This window comes from Candidatus Nomurabacteria bacterium (assembly GCA_023898565.1).
In the GTDB taxonomy this organism is placed as follows: Bacteria; Patescibacteriota; Minisyncoccia; order Phycocordibacterales; family UBA918; genus OLB19.
This window is the reverse complement of sequence record CP060228.1, coordinates 669,862-685,316: the sequence shown is the minus strand read 5'-3', so window position 1 is coordinate 685,316 and position 15,455 is coordinate 669,862. Positions and strand designations below refer to the sequence as shown.

The window sequence follows — 15,455 nt, the reverse complement described above, 5'->3', positions numbered from 1 at the left end:
ACTCTCACCCCCTTGCCGCATGCAGCCCTGCCACATACCCAGTACTCCAGCACAACTGCAAGCTGTACCCACCAGACGGTCGGTTGATATTCAAAAGATCTCCCACCACATGCAGCCCTGGTATCAATTTTGATGACATGGTTTTGAAGTCGATTTCAGTTAACTCCACTCCACCTGAAGAAACAATCGCCTTATCTTCTCCGAGCAGTCCATCCACCACAAGCGGCATGCTTTGGAACGCCTGCAACAGCAACCCTCTCACTTCCCGCTCGACACTATGGCACGGTGTTTCACCGTCAATACCAAGCTCACCAAGCAACCCTCGCACCAGCTGAGCCGGAAGCACTTCCGCCAAAGCGTTCTGCAGCTTTTTGTTTGACGTCAGTAATTCTGTGAGCTGTAATTTCAGCACACCAGCATCGACACCGGGAAACAAATTGAATCGAAGCTCTACCGAGCCCTCAGACAGATAATCACCGATTTGTTTACTCATGTTTAAAATAAGCGGACCAGAGAGACCAACGTGTGTAAAAAGCACACGCCCGGTTTTGGCAAACTGTTTTTTTCCATCCACCCATACGCTCACCCCCACTTCCGGCAGTGTGAGACCGCTGAGTGACTTTGTCCAAACAGTGCGAAGCACTACTGGCACCAAAGCGCCGCTATTTTTGTGAATCGTGTGCCCAAAGGACTGCAACCAAAGAAAACCATCACCCGTCGAACCAGTATCAGGGCGAGCATAGCCACCAGTGGCAAGCACACACCGTTTTGCCTGGAATACATTTGCCTCTGTCTCAACGACAAAGTGTTGCTCAACCTGATTCTTAGAGATACGAAGTGCCGTCTGATTTGAAAGCACGGCCACCGCCTGCTTCTGCAATTCCGTTTCCAGTAATCGACACACGTCTTCGGCTGATTCGCTTGCCGGAAACAAGCGCCCTTCGTTTTCTTCTTTTACAGCCATGCCGCGATCCAAAAACCACGCCAGCGATTCCACAACACCATGCTGCGAAAAGGTAGAAAACAGAAACTTACCTTCATCTTTATATGACGCCAGCATGTCGCGCACAACTGGCTTATTGTTGGTGATATTACACCGTCCTCCACCAGTAATGGAGAGCTTCTTGCCTAAGCGATTATTCTTTTCCAAGAGGAGCACCGAGGCACCAGAGGCGGCGGCTGTTGCCGCCGCCATCATCCCCGCTGGCCCACCACCTACTACCACCACGTCCCAGATAGTTCGTTCACCGCCATCAGTTTTATTCATCCACGTAGCGTACGACCTCCATCACTTTCAGTCAAACAAAAACAGGCCCAGGGCCCGTTTTTGCTATTCAACATCCGACTCGACTGGTTCAAAATTATTATGCAACCCATCAGTACAGTGACATTCGATAAGTTCGTGCTGATGATTCTCACAATCAGGCGCCTGGCACACCCCCGGATGTTCTGACACACCACGGCATCCGCCAAGGCAAATGTAATGTTTTTGTTCCATACTCCTCTACTATACCAGAGCCAACGCGAAGCAACGCTGCAGGAAACTAAAGTTTAATTCAATTTTTTATAAAGCGTTCCGGTAAGCGCAAGCGAAATCAATCCAGCGAGCAAAATCATAAACGGGTGTTCCGCAAAGAAATCAACTTCATCAATCACTTTCTCAAACCCGTATAAAGTCGCCACCAAACCAAAAGTCGACAGAAGAACAAACACTACCGGGAAGCGCGCAAACACCGAATCACGCACCTGCTTCCCCATACCTGTGATCGAACCACCCATAGCCTCAAGCTTTTTAATCTCCGCTTCCACTCGCGCTGCTTGTTCGCTAATCTTATTCATTACAAAAAGTATACCAGAGATTGATGCCAGGCTTATCTACTGACGCGACAGCTGGCCCGTTCCAGTCTTACCCTCCTTTCACCTCACCAAATTTTCGCAGATACAGATATACTACAATGAGAAACGCCAGCGTAACCGCTGAAATAAACGGAAATGTCACAAACCCAAATTCGTTAATAATCTTTTCTGCACAGTCTGCTCCGCTTCCGTCTACCAGACACGGCAAAACTCCAGACTCTAGTTTTTCTTTCGGTATCATCTGGTACATGTACTGGTAGGCAGCCACCAAGAAACCAAAAATCGACAACCCAATTCCATACAACGGAAAATACACAGTATCCCTAACCTTAAGAGCCATAATTGACAGGAGCGCCTGCGGATAAATCGCAATGCGCTGCAACCAACAAAGCGAACACGGCACAAACCCAAAATACTCCGAGTACAGAAGCGACAGTGCGACCGAAGTCACCGTGATAAACATCGGAATGTACCAGAGACACCGCCTAAGCTTTGCAGCAAAATATTTGCCCTTATAAACAAAAAAATCGACGTAGAGGAGCATGGTCGCGGTCAGCAACGCCAAGCCTCCAAGCGCAAGCGCGAAATTAATCTCCTGCAAATAAAAAAACAACATGCGTCTATTCTACCCATTTTGCCGCTGCGCGTGAAGAGAGTTGTAGTGCTGGCTGTTTGGGATGAAGTTGGGACTATTGTCGTGCTGAACACCTACTGTCTCCCAATTTAATCTTAGACAAAGTCGCCAAATCAAGCATAACATGATCATCAATAGCAGGCGTCAAATAATTATTATTTATCTCAGAATATTCAGGACAATTGCTTTCTGAAGCTTCGGTAGCAGAAGTGGTCCAGTAGGTTACTTGCCCGTCTTTGATACCCACTGGACCCAAGTAAGAATCGTCGAAAACTTTTGTCTCAGTAAGAAGATCATAGACCGTCAGACCTCGAGGAGCAGGTCCGGTACCACTATCAACGAGCAGGTGGTTACCTTCCAATGCAAAAAGATAGTCCGGGCCCTCACTCTCTATTACAAAATCACCAGCATCAACAGAATACTCGCAAGGGAAGATTTGCTCCGACGAACCTTTTTGCTTAACAACGATATTTGCATATCCTCCACTTACGCTGTTTTGAATAACAAAGTATTTATTGTTGCTGACACAGTTAAATTTGTATGCCTTATTTTTTAAAATACACACTTTGGGAGCATTAAAACTCAATGTCCTGTCGACACCACCATTTCGGATACACCAATCATAAGCGTCTTCCTTCACCATGCCTCCATCCGACACAATATCAGTTACAGGAACCTCCACTGACACCTCCTTGATCACTACCTTTTCTACCTCAACTACTTTTTCTGGAGCGTAAGCATATCCAACCCAACCACCTATAAATGGCATAGCGATGAATAATAATAAAGTCAAATACTTTGACAATGAGGTCACTTCAGTAAAGTGCTTTTTTAATCTGTTTTCAGACTCGATATCTTCTGGCTTCATTAGAAAAAGAATAGCACATTATTTACAACCGAATTACTTGGTCGTCGCCCAAATCTTCCATATCCGACATGCAAAACTTTGCTGTTGAAGGTGACTTAAGAAAGTTTTTTATATTCGTCTGGGCGACTACCTGCGCATCAAACGCTGTCGTGACCCCTTACGTTCAGCCACGTGGACGGCTGAGAGAGTACTGGCTGTTTGGAACAATGTTCGAACTTTTTTACTGTCTTAAACTTCATCTACCCAAACACCCTCTTTGTACTTTTTCACAGGGTGTCCACCAACAGGAATGTCACCATCATAATAAATCACATCAATCACCGTCTCTGAGGAGCTCCCCTCTGGATACTTACCTGCTCGTATGTAGTTGTACTGAACCACGTCACCAATCTCATCTTTTGTACGTACTTCGAGTATATACAAACCACCTTCATCTTCTAGCTGTCGAGATATTTCAAAATCGCCACCGATAATTTCCTCGAAAAGATTTAAAATCTCCCGCTCGTTTGGAAACTTTTCAACATTACCTTCGTTTGTTGGAATATTTTCATTCATAACTTAAGTATACCAAAAGTTCCACAGTCCTGATGGTGCTATATTTTAGTATTGATAAATAAGGATAAATTAGCGAGCTGCCCGACAAGGATTCGAACCTCGATAGCTGGTGCCAGAAACCAGAGTCCTACCATTAGACGATCGGGCAAAGTTTACTTTGCTGCCTGGTCGCCTAATGAGAGGACGGTAGTCCTGACTTGGTCAAGCGAGGAACTGAATATGAGCTTGCTTATATTCATGTTCCGAGCGCTGGCCAAGAATGAAATCTGTGATTTCATTCCATTAGACGATCTGGCAATTTGTTTGGCGGGGCGAAATTGCGAAGCAATTTCGCCCCAGTGGCACTATACTGCCAGAAATTTGAGAACTTTCAAGCTATCTATCGACAGCCCAAGCACAAACATTATCTGACACTGCTGGGTCATAAGATATTTTTGTAATTTTAGTGTTGGGCATATGGAGAATACTCTTAAGTGCCCGCAAGGCTCGAAGTGGCGACATCCAACGCCCATCACACATATGAATCAAAAAGAAATTGATAAACACGCCGTGTGAGACCACCACCACCCGTGCATCTTGAGGCAACTCCGCGAGGGCAGACTTGGCTCGTTCAATCCGATTGCGTAAATCTCTGTATGATTCTCCACCGAGTGTCTTGGCTGTATCTCTTCCAAAATACCACTGCACATAAAACCACAGTGATGTAAAACTAAAATGATGTACACCAACCATGCTGTCCGGGCGGATGATTTCTACGAAGTGACCAGAAACCTCCGGCACCATAGAGCACTCGTTGCCGATTTCCCGCGCCGTTTCAATCGCGCGCACGAGTGAGCTGGTAATAATATGTGTCGGTTCAAGCGCTTTAATTTTTTTAGCGGCTGCCACGGCCTGCTCGCGACCGGTAAACGTGAGTTCTGTAGTATCAATCTGATGACGACGAGAAAGATTGCCATCAGTCTGCCCATGGCGCACAAAATAAATCTCCATACTATTTCTCGGCAATATCTATCAATGCAATCTCAAGCGGTGCTTGTGGAATCGGCGAGCGAGACACTAATTCGGCTGCCTCTAAGAGACGCAAAAGGGCATGAGAGTTAATTGGAGAAGCTCCGCCTGCGTACAACGCGAGCTTTTCGCGCACATCCTCACCAAAAGCAGTTAGAATAGCGTCCTTTTTAGCAGGTACGTTACGAATCAGCATAATCGCCCGTACTTGCTCGAGAAGCAAGCGAACAAAGAGCTTCATGTCTACTCCGCTCTCAACCGCCTCTCCTACCGCCGTTAGAGCAGTCGCTCTGTCTTTGGTATGCAAGGCTTCAAGCAGTGAAGTCATAATTGCAGTCTTTGGCGCACCAATAATAGCCGCAACTTCGTCCACGCTGCCAATCGCGTCACCAGAAGCCATAATTACCTTTTGTGTCACGCCAAGCGCGTCACGAAATGAGCCGTCGGCTGCGAGCGCAATCATGTCCGCTGCGTCAGGACTTAGTGTAAAGCCTTCTTTCGCTGCTACGTCAGTCACCGTGGCAGCCAAAACAGCACGCGACGGTGAGTGCATGCGGAAGACCTGACAGCGAGACAGAATGGTATCCAGTAGCTTATCCTCCTCGGTAGTTGCGAGAATAAAAACGACATGCACCGGCGGCTCTTCAAGAGTCTTAAGGAGTGCGTTAAAGGCCTCCTTGGTGAGCATATGCACCTCGTCGATAATGTACACCTTGTGTTCGGACTCATACGGGAGCGTGTGCACGGCTTCCTTGAGTTCACGCACATCGTCGATACCACGATTTGAAGCAGCGTCGATTTCATACAAGTCTATATCCGACGTACCAATCGCCTTAGCAAAGAGTCTTGCCAAGGTGGTCTTTCCGGTACCGCGCGTGCCTGAAAAGAGCATTGCGTGGGGAATTTCCCCTTTCTTGATAGCGCCTTCTAAAACAGAAACGATATGATCTTGATCTCGAACGTCGGCAAAGCTTTGCGGACGATACTTACGATAGAGTGCTGCAGTGACTGACATGGCACACAGTATAGCAAATTTTACTGCAGTCGTACCGCCTCCTCCACGCTCGCCCGCAGCAGCTCCACATCACTACGCACATCATCGCTACCAAGTACAATATAGCCGACTGTCCGACCTTGGAGTGCATCCTCACTAAAAATAGCTGCCAAAGTACGGCCCGCGGCCACTGTATAGCCATGCTTGCCACCTTGGTAGCCGGGTAAGTCTCGCACCGGAGAGTTATTGATCCAGCCGGTGTACTCCCCTACTTTTTGCGAAAGCTTGGTGATATCGAAGAGGTGTGGCTTGGTGAAGTACAACTCACGTACCGCCGTCGCTAGCTCTCGAGCTGAGGCGATATTGGCGTCGGAGAGGCCAGAGGTGTCGGCGAGCGAATGCGAGCCGACTGCAATCGGCCCAGTCACACGCGAGAGTGCAGCTGCAGCATCGTTGGAAGACTCCAAGAGGAGCGGAAAGAGGAGCTCGTGAACACTATATTCATCACCAGCTTTGAGCTTGCCGGCCCGCCCTTCAGTGGCCACATCAGCCGCTGAAACAACAACCTCCTCATCAGGCGACAGTTCGAGCGCAGCGGCAGCAGTAAAAAGCTTGGTGACTGAAGCAATTGGTAGTTCTTCGTCTGCGTCTTTAGATAGCAAAATCTCTCCCGTTGTCACATCAAATACCGTGTACGCTTTAGCACTTACGGCAGGCGTAACCATCTTGGTGACCACTGCTCGTTCCGCCGCCGCGAGCGGAACTGGGGTCGATGCTTTTATTTTGGAAGGATCACTAACAACCACCAAAGCAGCGAGAAGGAAAAAGGCTACAAGCAGTCGTTTCATACTACTATGATACAAAACCGGCGCGGGCCCAAAGGGCCCGCGCCGGTTTTTCTGTGCATAGCTTACGCAACTTTCTTTTCTGCCTTCTTCGCAGTTTTTGTTACCTTCTTGGCAACTTTCTTCACGGCTTTCTTTACAGCCTTTTTCGCCGCCTTCTTCTTTGGCTTCGCCATCTTTTCGATTGTTTTCCAGTGATCGAGCATTTCTGACTTGAACTCCTTCAAATCAGATTTGGTAGCCGACTTCACACCAGCATACGTGCCGGCGACTGCCGCGATAAGTTCTTCATACTCTTCACGAGTCATTTCTTTTGCATCCTCAAGCTTCTCGAGCACTTCTGCTTTAGCCTTGAGTGCCCAACTCTTTACGGTCTTTCGATTCTTAGCAGCATTTTTGCTGCCATAAAGGAAATAGGCACCAGCGGCTGCTACTGCAGCTGCAGTCAGACCAACACCCACGCCAATCTTCTGAGCCGGAGTCATTTCTTCCACTTTCTTCACTACTTTCTTTTTTGCTGCCATAGTACTTAGTATTAAAATTATTCATCATCGTACGAACGACTTTTTCTGCGACCGCGCGTAGACCCCATGAAGAAGCGTCCCACCCGAGCAATAATGCCGCCGCCTGCTACAAGCTCGCGCACATGTGCCATATCTTGCGCAATTGCTTCACTTCCCGCTTCAATTCGCTCAATGATACGACGAAGACTCGCCACAATCTTGAGTACATGAAACAAAATGAAACAAATAAAAATACAAAATACCACCGTCGCAATACTCGCAATCAGGAAAAATATATTTGCGTGTAACACCTCATTCATCACTATCTAGTGTACAGCGCTACACAATATTCGCACGTGCACTATGCACAGTCTGTAGTCGAAAGGAACCGCTCGACCACCATCTCAATCTCTTCCGGCGTGTTTTGCTCCATCAGTTCTGCGCGCAGTTCCGCCGCACCATGAAATGAGTTCACGTACGCTTTGTAGTGCTTCTTCATCACGGAGAAATTTTTAAACGGTAGCAATTCTGCAAACAGCTTCGTATGCTCCACCATTACCCGCAGTCGCTCCTCTAGCGTAATGTATTCAAGAGTTTCGTCGGCTGTATCTTGCTCATGAATCGTATCACGGTCTACGCCGGCAGTTGGCAAAGCAGTGAGTCGTACTGGCAGGCGTTTGGTCGGATGGAAAAACCATGGATTGCCAAATAGGGCGCGGCCAATCATCACACCATCAGCGCCGGAAAGCTCCGCTTTCCGGCGCGCATCATCAAGCGACAACACATCACCGTTCCCTAAAATCAGTGCTTCCGACTTAAGCGCATCACGAATCTCCACCGCTCGCTTCACCCGCTCCCACTGCGCTGGTACTTTACTCATTTCTTTTCTTGTCCGTGCATGAATAGTCACGGCTGCCGGTTCTTCTTCTAGAAGAACCGGCAGCCACTCCTCAAGCTGATCATGTCCATACCCCACGCGGGTTTTTACCGTCACCGGAATATCGCCCGCACCACGCTTCGCGGCACGAATAATTTCCCGTGCCACATCTGGCGTCTTAATCATGGCCGAGCCACAGCCTTGGCGCTCAATCGCTCGGTCAGGGCAGCCCATATTTATATCGATACCGTCAAAACCTAAATCGCGACAAAGCTTTGCTGCGTACTCCATATGTTCGGGATTGCTCGTAAACAGCTGCGCCACAATTGGCCTTTCTTCCTCGGCGTAGATAAGATCAGCCATCAACTTCTCTTTCCCTTCTGGTGTCGCGCGCACGAGCCCGTCAGCAGCCACAAACTCCGTCCACATCACGTCCGGCCCACCCACCAAACCATCCGCTCGCTCGTGCGCGCTATACTTCGCAATCATCCGACGAAAGGCTGCGTCGGTAACATCTGCCATCGGCGCTACAACATGCAGTGGTTTTGGTAACTTTTGCCAAAAATTCATTGTCGTGGCATTGTACTGGCAGGAGTAATATTTGCAAGGAGAGCACCTTGGAAAAATATAATGAGTTTGGAGAAAAAATCACCACTATCAGATGGCAAGGAATTCTGGTGTACTGCACGGGAGTCTTACAACTATTAGCCAACGAATACATCCTCAGAATTGCGAGCTTGGTTGATATGACACTTCCGTATATCGGAATTCTCATCATTAGCCTCTTTGTTTTTGTGGGCGGTGTGCTCAACATATACTGCGGCTGCCTCTGGGCAATAGTGCCACGCTGGAAACCGCAGCTACGCTGGCGCTTAATTCGCCGGAAAATGTAAGGCGCCGACCAAAGGTCGGCGCCTTTTGCTTTTTGCCAAAAGTATCTAAACATGCAATCGTAGTAGACAGAATGTTTTTTATAAGGAAGCAATCATGGACACCACAACCAGAATTGAGCAGTCAATTAAGGGATTGGTTGTACTCATCATCTCCCTACTTTCGTCAATACTCGCCTGTCTACTGATCCTGCCCCTCGAACCACTCACGCAGAGTAACCTCTTCGTAAATTATCTTATTGGAGTAATCCTCATCGGCCTCCTGGGTATCTGGATTTCTCTCTGCCTCGTCAGCTTTACTCTGGCTGCATACGGTGTTGTAGACTGTCTATTTTGGGAAGGTCAAACGATTTTCTGGAAATGGAACAACCTGGTCTATACCTGGTTAGACACGCATTTTATGAAAAAGAGAAGAAATTAAGTGACATTGCTGAGTCTGAAACCGCCTTCTTGTTAGGCGGTTTCTTTACATTAAAATCACCTCATGATATTACACTAGAAGACAATCGACCGGAGATCATCATGTCGCCCAAAAGCCGTTTGAATCTCATTCTCATCACTGACCTGTTCCTTGTAGTCAGTCTCGGAACTTTGTGTTGGACCATTACACAATTGCCTGGAAGTGCAAAGTCTCTGACTAACCAAGCCTCACATCCTGTCCATACCGCCGTCTACTTACTTCTGCTTGTGACGGTCATTGCTGCACTCAAGCGCTTCTGGCTTCGACTACGATAACACTACGCCGCCCGAATATCGGGCGGCTCTTATTTTACAAAACATGTTTTTTGTGTTATTAATAACAAAGTTTCTTAGGAGCTACCAACATGAAACGTTTGCTCGGAGTGCTCTTCCTCGCGGTTGCCTTCATTGCAGCAGCCTTTGCGTTGGGCTCATTCTGGCTGTACCTGATCTGTAAAGGTCTTGGCGGCTGTAGTGAAGCCTCCTACGCATACTTCATTTTTACCGGGCTGTTAAATCAGCTTACTGACCATGCTCATCGGAGCCAAGCTCCCTCGCTTCATCAAGCGGTGAGTACTGACCTATCTCTTCCACCCCCTCAGGGGTGGTTTCTTTTTCTTTTACAAAAACTTTATTGCCAAAACGCAAATCAATATAGACAAAATTGCCTGGTCGTAAGTGTGTAAATTCTTTGGACGTGAGAACAACAAAAAGATTGTCGACTGTTTCTTGTGGGGAACTATCAAGTGCAGTTTTCAATTCTCCACCCTCCGCCAAGGTCAAGAAAGCATCACCGACTTGATCAATTTCAATTTGTGACACAAACCACCCCTTTGTTGCCAGGAGCTGCTCGAGCTCTCGAGCAATGTGATAAGTTTCCTTGTCCAGCATCATCTCACCTACTGTAGCTGGCTTATCAGTGGTGATGAAGCGTAGGAATGAACCACCATCTAAACGTGGCGCACTTGAAAATGCATACGCAGCAGCATCCACAAACACACAATTTTCTGTTGCAACAGCAGTGCACCAGAGTGCAGCAGGCACGTACTCATCAAATGTAATGCGCAACGTAGTATCGCTGCGCCAGAGCTGAACATTGTGTATACGATCAATCGACCTAATCTCCTCCTTAATTAGGTCATCAGGATATAGCCAGACAAATCGATGCGGGATGAGTCCAATGTACTCACCTTCAAGTTTGCTTTCTGCAATGCGCACGATTGATTTGGTATCAATTGTTTCACCACCAACCGCTTCCACCTTGGTAATAGTAAGTGACGGTACCCGAGTGCCATACCAAATACCAGTCACAATAAGCGCAACCACTCCGACCATAACGACCCCTAAACCAATATGCTTGAGTAGCACCACCGTATTCGGATCAAGTCTTCGGAGTTTTTTCATAGTGGTATCGTAGCATGGATTAGAAAAAAGCGGCGGGCCCCAAAGGGGCCCGCCGCTTTTTTCACCTTATCCAATCTTGTCCTTACCAAAATACGGCACCAACTTCTCGGGAATCTTAATGGCTCCATCTTCCTGCTGGAAGTTTTCCATCAGCGACACGAGAATGCGTGGCGTTGGAATAGCCGTACAGTTGAGTGAGTGAGCGTAGCGCACCTTCCCTTCTGCGTCGCGATAGCGAATATTGAAGCGACGAGTCTGGAAGTCGTGGAAGTATGACGCTGAGCTAATCTCACGGTACGTATGTTCACCAGGCACCCAGAGCTCAACATCATACTTCTTCACCTGTCCTTGCCCGAGGTCACCACCGCAGTTCAATACGGTACGATATGGAATACCAAGCGACTCGATAAACTCTTCAGTATTGCGATTAATCCACTCGTGCCAACGAACACTCTCTTCGTGTGACGCCTCACAAAGCATTACTTGCTCGAGCTTGTAGAATTCATGGACGCGAATTAAACCGCGAGTATCCTTCCCATGACTGCCCGCTTCACGACGGAAGCATGGTGAGAAACCAAGGAATTTAACCGGGAAAAGCTCTTTATCGATAATCTCGTCAGCATAATACCCCATAACCGACACCTCGCTCGTACCAATAAGGTAATCCTCGTCCTGGGTACGATACACATCATCAGCATCATTTGGTAAGTGACCGGTACCGTAGAGATTTGATTTACGCACTACCGCTGGTGGCAATACAGGCGTAAAGCCCTTTTCCATAAAGAATTGATTGGCGTAGTTCCAAATCGCCCAAGAAAGCTTAGCGCCGTCACCTAAGAGGTAGTACCCACGGAAACCATGCACCTTCGCACCACGCTCAAAATCTACCATGCCATGCTTTTGCATGAGCTCGACATGATCTTTCGCTTCAAACGGAAACTTAGTCTGCTCGCCCCACGTTTTCACTTCTTCATTATCAGCATCACTGTCACCATCGGGTACAGACATATCTGGCACATTAGGTACCTGAAGCATCAGCGCCTGCCACTCTTCCATCACTGGCTTTAGCGCCTCTTCTTCTTTTTGAATCTCGGCCTTGAGCCCCTGCATTTGCTCGATGAGTTGCTGGCGAACTGCTGAATCTTGAGCAGTCGGAATACCGTCTGACACCTTATTTTGCTCAGCCCGTTTTTCTTCAAGACGTTGCATCAAATCGCGGCGGGAATCATCCACGGCGACTAGTCGATCGAGGTCAATCGACGACTTCTTCTTCTTGGCCGCCATTTTGACTACGTCTAAGTTTTCTCGGATGAATTTTATATCTAACATGAAATTTTGAGCGGATGTTTCTTGCGCCGGATATTTTCTAAAGAAAATATCCGGCGCAATAATCACCCCCGCCGCGATTATGATTAATTCGCTGATTATACACGAAAACAACCCTATACCTAGGGCTGTTTCTCACTATGACATAATCGATATAATCTCGAGCTGCAGTGCCATCACTTCTTCCTCAAAATACGTCTCGAGCATTGGATAACGTTCAATCAGAAATGAAAAAATGTTTGCGGAATCATCATGCACATCAAGGTACAACTCAAGCTCAGCAACTTGTTCGGGTGTTAAGGAAACTAATTGTCGATTTAGCGCCGCCTCGAGTGCGATACTGCCCACTCGCTCGCACACTGCCAACTGCTGCGACTCTGGCATGTTTTCCAAAGTCAGCAACTGCGCAACTTTTTCTGTTAGTGACTGCTGCATGATTAACTTGGTTTTAATTTGCCGTTAATTTCCTCAGCCGCATTTTCAAGAATGAGCTTGATTAATTTCCCTGTCTGAATCTTATCTGCTGGTGAAATAACCTGTGGGTCACCACTACTAAAGCCGAGCGCTTTCCATTCGTCTGGCGACAGACCAAGCGAGTCTGATCCACCTAAGAAGGCACTGAACTTATTATTGGTTAATTCCTTTGCGTGTTCTTCAATAAAACTAAAAAATGCCGTCGGATTATGACTCACATACTCAGCTCTCGTTGCAGGCAAATTAAACATTCCAGCCTCGTAGGCCTTAACCATCTCCGCATACATGTGATGCGTGATATCTTGGCCGGCAATCGGTGTCGTAACCAGCGCATCTAGCCCCGCTGCCACTCGTGGCTGGTATCCATGTATCCGCTCAAGCGCTGCAACAGAATCGAGATGGGTTCGTTCAGCCAAAATTTCGGCCCGACCCGATACTCGCGCCTCATCAGTAACCGCTTGGACTGGACCAGACTCGACCGATTGAGGTTGCAACTCAGCAACAGGCGCAGGATGATTCGGACCAGTCTCTACGACAGGAGCCGGAGCAGGAGTAGCTGGAGCCGGTGGCACTGGCACGGATTCAATCGACGATGATGCTGGGGCCGGCACAGCACCTGATGCAGCGTAGTCAATCCCCGGCTGCACCACACCAGGCAGTGCGTTGGTGCCTCCGTCAGAAACAACACCTAATTCGGCATCGATTCCTGGTTTGACCCAATTTGGATTTTCAATCCCGGCCGGCGAACCAACCGTATCTGTCTGTGGCGCAGCCGCCCGACTCCATGAATCAGCGCTTAAGATTCCACTGTTTTCCATTCTCTCAAACTGAGCGATATGCTCTGGAGACATTGGTGCTACCCGATCAGCGCGAGCCAGCTTGTCAGCAATTGATTCCGGCATGCGCAACTCTTGACCACGGTCATCACCAGGCTCATTAACTACTTCAGACGCTTGAGTAAAATCCGGATCACCAAGCAGTGACTCCGCAGCAGCTGCGGCTGAAAGTCCGAGCGCTGAAGCAACTGCCCGATTACGATTACGGGAAATAGCGAGCCGACGAGCATCTGTAAAATAACGAGCTTCTAGCTGTTCGAGGTCAGGTAACGCTTCACTTTGTAAATCATCGACAACCTGTTCGCCCGTATCATCAAGCGCGGCCGCCTTCCGGTCTACAATAAATCGCCGACCCATCATGCCGCTCGCCGCAGCTGCAAGCACGCCAGGAGCATTGACCGTGAGTCCGTATGTAGTGAGCGCTCCACCCGCTGCAACACTTACGTACGGGTGTTGTTTCACCCACCGCAGCAGACGCTTCTTCACATCCTGCACCGACTCAGGCAAAAAACCAGATTGCACATCAAGGCGTGCCTGTGCTGGATTAAACACAAATCGATCAGCTACTAACGGCGCTACCGCCAGTGGCGTCTCATGCTCTAATGACAATCCCTTTTCATGCTGCCGTTCTAAGCGCGCAATCATGCGTACCTGGAGTTTGTCATACACGCCAGTGGCTTTAGTGTATTCGTAAAATTTCTTACTGGCTGCCATGTACGTGTCGTACGCAACCTGCTCCTCTGGAGTAAATGCTCGCTTCTGGCCCACGCCAAAAGTTTCTCCCATTTTTGAAAGTACATTGCGCTTACGGTACTGTTTCTCCAAAGCTTCTAAGTACACACGCTTTGCTGCTTTGAATTCCTTTTTTGCTGTCGTATATTCACTGAGCGGAATCGCCTCCTGCTCAAACTCACGCACTTCCTGCTCCTGCTCTGCCTCTGCTTCTGGAGTCATTTCGTGCATCGGTGTTTCTTGGTTTTCAGTAGTGACCTCCGGCACTGTGTACGTTCCGTTCCGACGAGCTAATTGACGCAGTACTTCGTCTGTTTTTTTCAACACGGCATTCTTGTTTGAAGTCTCGCCGGACAACTGCCGCTCAAGTCCATAAATACGATTCTCGAGTTCAGCTACCGCAGCATCCGCGGCAGCAGTTGAGATGATATTGTCCTGAACCCCCTTGTCAATCTGTTTAATCAGATACTTTGCAACTGAGATTTGTTCCTCGACCGTAATCTTTGCCACTGTTTCCTGTCGACCAGCCTCACCGAACAACGCCGCCACGTCTTCAGAATTATCGATACTGTTGCCTGTTTCGACTCTTTTGGGAGACACCTGAATATCATCTTCGCCGTCTTTAATCACATCAGTCAGCACAGGAATCCCATCATCAACACTGTGTCTCTCTTGATAACTTCGAGTAGCCTCCTCATCTATGTCGGTCAGTACTGGCAAGTTTTCGTCTTCATTTCTCTGTTTCGCTAAAAAGGCCTCGTAGTGCCGCAGGGTTTCTTGTTCAATTTCTTCGGCCGTTAATAAGTCATCAAAATCCTCTGGCGACATTTCGTCGTACTCTTTCGCCGCTTCAAAATCTAAGTGTTGCCGAAGCTCATTTTCAATGGCAGCTGTATCGTCAGCGGTCAAATCAGATTTTTCAGCACATAGTTTGTCAATATAATCTTGTAACGTGTCTATTTGGTCAGTTAGTTCTGTTTTTTTGCCGTTTTCAATTGTCTTGAACCGCTGTTCCTTGAGTGCAGTGATTTTATCTGAGGCAGCATGAACAGCCTCACTCAAGGCGGTTATTTTTTCAGCTTCTGTTTGCTGTACAGATTCAGCACTCAAGACAATATCACCACCAAGATTGCTGTAGTTAGGGACGTCACTCAGTGAACTATTTGGTAAACGTTCAGACATAAATATCGTTA

At 47.9% G+C, this 15,455-nt stretch carries 17 protein-coding genes and 1 tRNA gene; 2 read left to right on the top strand and 16 right to left on the bottom strand.

Annotated elements, in window-relative coordinates; genetic code table 11:
• Positions 1-4: 4 nt before the first annotated feature.
• The 12 genes from H6780_03660 to H6780_03605 form a co-directional block, all read right to left on the bottom strand.
• Positions 5-1,267 (bottom strand): aminoacetone oxidase family FAD-binding enzyme, encoded by a 1,263-nt coding sequence (locus H6780_03660; protein ID USN88556.1) that lies wholly within the window; start codon positions 1,265-1,267, stop codon positions 5-7.
• 284 nt (positions 1,268-1,551) lie between these two features.
• Complete coding sequence (locus H6780_03655; protein ID USN88555.1) at positions 1,552-1,839, bottom strand: hypothetical protein; 288 nt, start codon at positions 1,837-1,839, stop codon at positions 1,552-1,554.
• 67 nt (positions 1,840-1,906) lie between these two features.
• Positions 1,907-2,473: a disulfide bond formation protein B gene (locus tag H6780_03650; GenBank protein USN88554.1), complete on the bottom strand. Its 567-nt coding sequence runs from the start codon at positions 2,471-2,473 to the stop codon at positions 1,907-1,909.
• Positions 2,474-2,546: 73 nt separating this feature from the next.
• Complete coding sequence (locus H6780_03645; protein ID USN88553.1) at positions 2,547-3,359, bottom strand: hypothetical protein; 813 nt, start codon at positions 3,357-3,359, stop codon at positions 2,547-2,549.
• Between the two features lie 228 nt (positions 3,360-3,587).
• Positions 3,588-3,914 carry a hypothetical protein gene (locus tag H6780_03640; protein USN88552.1) on the bottom strand — a complete coding sequence of 109 codons (327 nt, stop codon included), beginning with the start codon at positions 3,912-3,914 and terminating at the stop codon, positions 3,588-3,590.
• A 77-nt stretch (positions 3,915-3,991) separates the two neighbouring features.
• Positions 3,992-4,062: transfer RNA gene (locus H6780_03635), tRNA-Gln, on the bottom strand.
• 227 nt (positions 4,063-4,289) lie between these two features.
• On the bottom strand, positions 4,290-4,904 hold the full coding sequence (locus tag H6780_03630) for a histidine phosphatase family protein (protein USN88551.1): 615 nt from the start codon (positions 4,902-4,904) through the stop codon (positions 4,290-4,292).
• Position 4,905: 1 nt separating this feature from the next.
• Positions 4,906-5,937 carry a DNA polymerase III subunit gamma/tau gene (gene dnaX / locus H6780_03625; protein USN88550.1) on the bottom strand — a complete coding sequence of 344 codons (1,032 nt, stop codon included), beginning with the start codon at positions 5,935-5,937 and terminating at the stop codon, positions 4,906-4,908.
• Positions 5,938-5,957: 20 nt separating this feature from the next.
• Positions 5,958-6,764 carry a D-alanyl-D-alanine carboxypeptidase gene (locus H6780_03620; protein ID USN88549.1) on the bottom strand — a complete coding sequence of 269 codons (807 nt, stop codon included), beginning with the start codon at positions 6,762-6,764 and terminating at the stop codon, positions 5,958-5,960.
• A 62-nt stretch (positions 6,765-6,826) separates the two neighbouring features.
• Positions 6,827-7,285: a hypothetical protein gene (locus tag H6780_03615; protein ID USN88548.1), complete on the bottom strand. Its 459-nt coding sequence runs from the start codon at positions 7,283-7,285 to the stop codon at positions 6,827-6,829.
• Positions 7,286-7,302: 17 nt separating this feature from the next.
• Entirely contained in the window at positions 7,303-7,584 is a 282-nt protein-coding gene (locus tag H6780_03610; GenBank protein ID USN88547.1) for a hypothetical protein, read from the bottom strand.
• A 41-nt stretch (positions 7,585-7,625) separates the two neighbouring features.
• Positions 7,626-8,711: a tRNA-dihydrouridine synthase gene (locus tag H6780_03605; GenBank protein USN88546.1), complete on the bottom strand. Its 1,086-nt coding sequence runs from the start codon at positions 8,709-8,711 to the stop codon at positions 7,626-7,628.
• Positions 8,712-8,758: 47 nt separating this feature from the next.
• Here H6780_03605 and H6780_03600 point away from each other — a divergent pair, with 47 nt between their 5' ends.
• Both H6780_03600 and H6780_03595 read left to right on the top strand, forming a co-directional pair.
• A complete protein-coding gene (locus tag H6780_03600) occupies positions 8,759-9,034 on the top strand; it encodes a hypothetical protein (protein USN88545.1) in 276 nt (91 codons plus the stop codon).
• Positions 9,035-9,391: 357 nt separating this feature from the next.
• Positions 9,392-9,766, top strand: coding sequence for a hypothetical protein (locus H6780_03595; GenBank protein USN88544.1), 375 nt, complete (start codon positions 9,392-9,394; stop codon positions 9,764-9,766).
• A 246-nt stretch (positions 9,767-10,012) separates the two neighbouring features.
• Here the strand turns inward: H6780_03595 and H6780_03590 are convergent, their stop codons facing one another.
• The 4 genes from H6780_03590 to H6780_03575 form a co-directional block, all read right to left on the bottom strand.
• The gene (locus tag H6780_03590) at positions 10,013-10,894 is read right to left on the bottom strand and encodes a hypothetical protein (GenBank protein USN88543.1); all 882 of its coding nucleotides are present in this window, start codon (positions 10,892-10,894) and stop codon (positions 10,013-10,015) included.
• Positions 10,895-10,960: 66 nt separating this feature from the next.
• On the bottom strand, positions 10,961-12,223 hold the full coding sequence (serS, locus tag H6780_03585) for a serine--tRNA ligase (GenBank protein ID USN88542.1): 1,263 nt from the start codon (positions 12,221-12,223) through the stop codon (positions 10,961-10,963).
• A 135-nt stretch (positions 12,224-12,358) separates the two neighbouring features.
• On the bottom strand, positions 12,359-12,655 hold the full coding sequence (locus H6780_03580; GenBank protein ID USN88541.1) for a hypothetical protein: 297 nt from the start codon (positions 12,653-12,655) through the stop codon (positions 12,359-12,361).
• A gap of 2 nt (positions 12,656-12,657) precedes the next feature.
• Positions 12,658-15,444, bottom strand: a complete 2,787-nt coding sequence (locus tag H6780_03575) for a hypothetical protein (protein USN88540.1) — start codon at positions 15,442-15,444, stop codon at positions 12,658-12,660.
• Positions 15,445-15,455: the final 11 nt, after the last annotated feature.

Bases quoted from the DNA above. Each gene is read 5' to 3' on its own strand.
- H6780_03660 (USN88556.1), bottom strand. From the start codon at position 1,267: ATGAATAAAACTGATGGCGGTGAACGAACTATCTGGGACGTGGTGGTA.
- H6780_03655 (USN88555.1), bottom strand. From the start codon at position 1,839: ATGAATAAGATTAGCGAACAAGCAGCGCGAGTGGAAGCGGAGATTAAA.
- H6780_03650 (USN88554.1), bottom strand. From the start codon at position 2,473: ATGTTGTTTTTTTATTTGCAGGAGATTAATTTCGCGCTTGCGCTTGGA.
- H6780_03645 (USN88553.1), bottom strand. From the start codon at position 3,359: ATGAAGCCAGAAGATATCGAGTCTGAAAACAGATTAAAAAAGCACTTT.
- H6780_03640 (USN88552.1), bottom strand. From the start codon at position 3,914: ATGAATGAAAATATTCCAACAAACGAAGGTAATGTTGAAAAGTTTCCA.
- H6780_03630 (USN88551.1), bottom strand. From the start codon at position 4,904: ATGGAGATTTATTTTGTGCGCCATGGGCAGACTGATGGCAATCTTTCT.
- dnaX (USN88550.1), bottom strand. From the start codon at position 5,937: ATGTCAGTCACTGCAGCACTCTATCGTAAGTATCGTCCGCAAAGCTTT.
- H6780_03620 (USN88549.1), bottom strand. From the start codon at position 6,764: ATGAAACGACTGCTTGTAGCCTTTTTCCTTCTCGCTGCTTTGGTGGTT.
- H6780_03615 (USN88548.1), bottom strand. From the start codon at position 7,285: ATGGCAGCAAAAAAGAAAGTAGTGAAGAAAGTGGAAGAAATGACTCCG.
- H6780_03610 (USN88547.1), bottom strand. From the start codon at position 7,584: ATGAATGAGGTGTTACACGCAAATATATTTTTCCTGATTGCGAGTATT.
- H6780_03605 (USN88546.1), bottom strand. From the start codon at position 8,711: ATGAATTTTTGGCAAAAGTTACCAAAACCACTGCATGTTGTAGCGCCG.
- H6780_03595 (USN88544.1), top strand. From the start codon at position 9,392: ATGGAACAACCTGGTCTATACCTGGTTAGACACGCATTTTATGAAAAA.
- H6780_03590 (USN88543.1), bottom strand. From the start codon at position 10,894: ATGAAAAAACTCCGAAGACTTGATCCGAATACGGTGGTGCTACTCAAG.
- serS (USN88542.1), bottom strand. From the start codon at position 12,223: ATGTTAGATATAAAATTCATCCGAGAAAACTTAGACGTAGTCAAAATG.
- H6780_03580 (USN88541.1), bottom strand. From the start codon at position 12,655: ATGCAGCAGTCACTAACAGAAAAAGTTGCGCAGTTGCTGACTTTGGAA.
- H6780_03575 (USN88540.1), bottom strand. From the start codon at position 15,444: ATGTCTGAACGTTTACCAAATAGTTCACTGAGTGACGTCCCTAACTAC.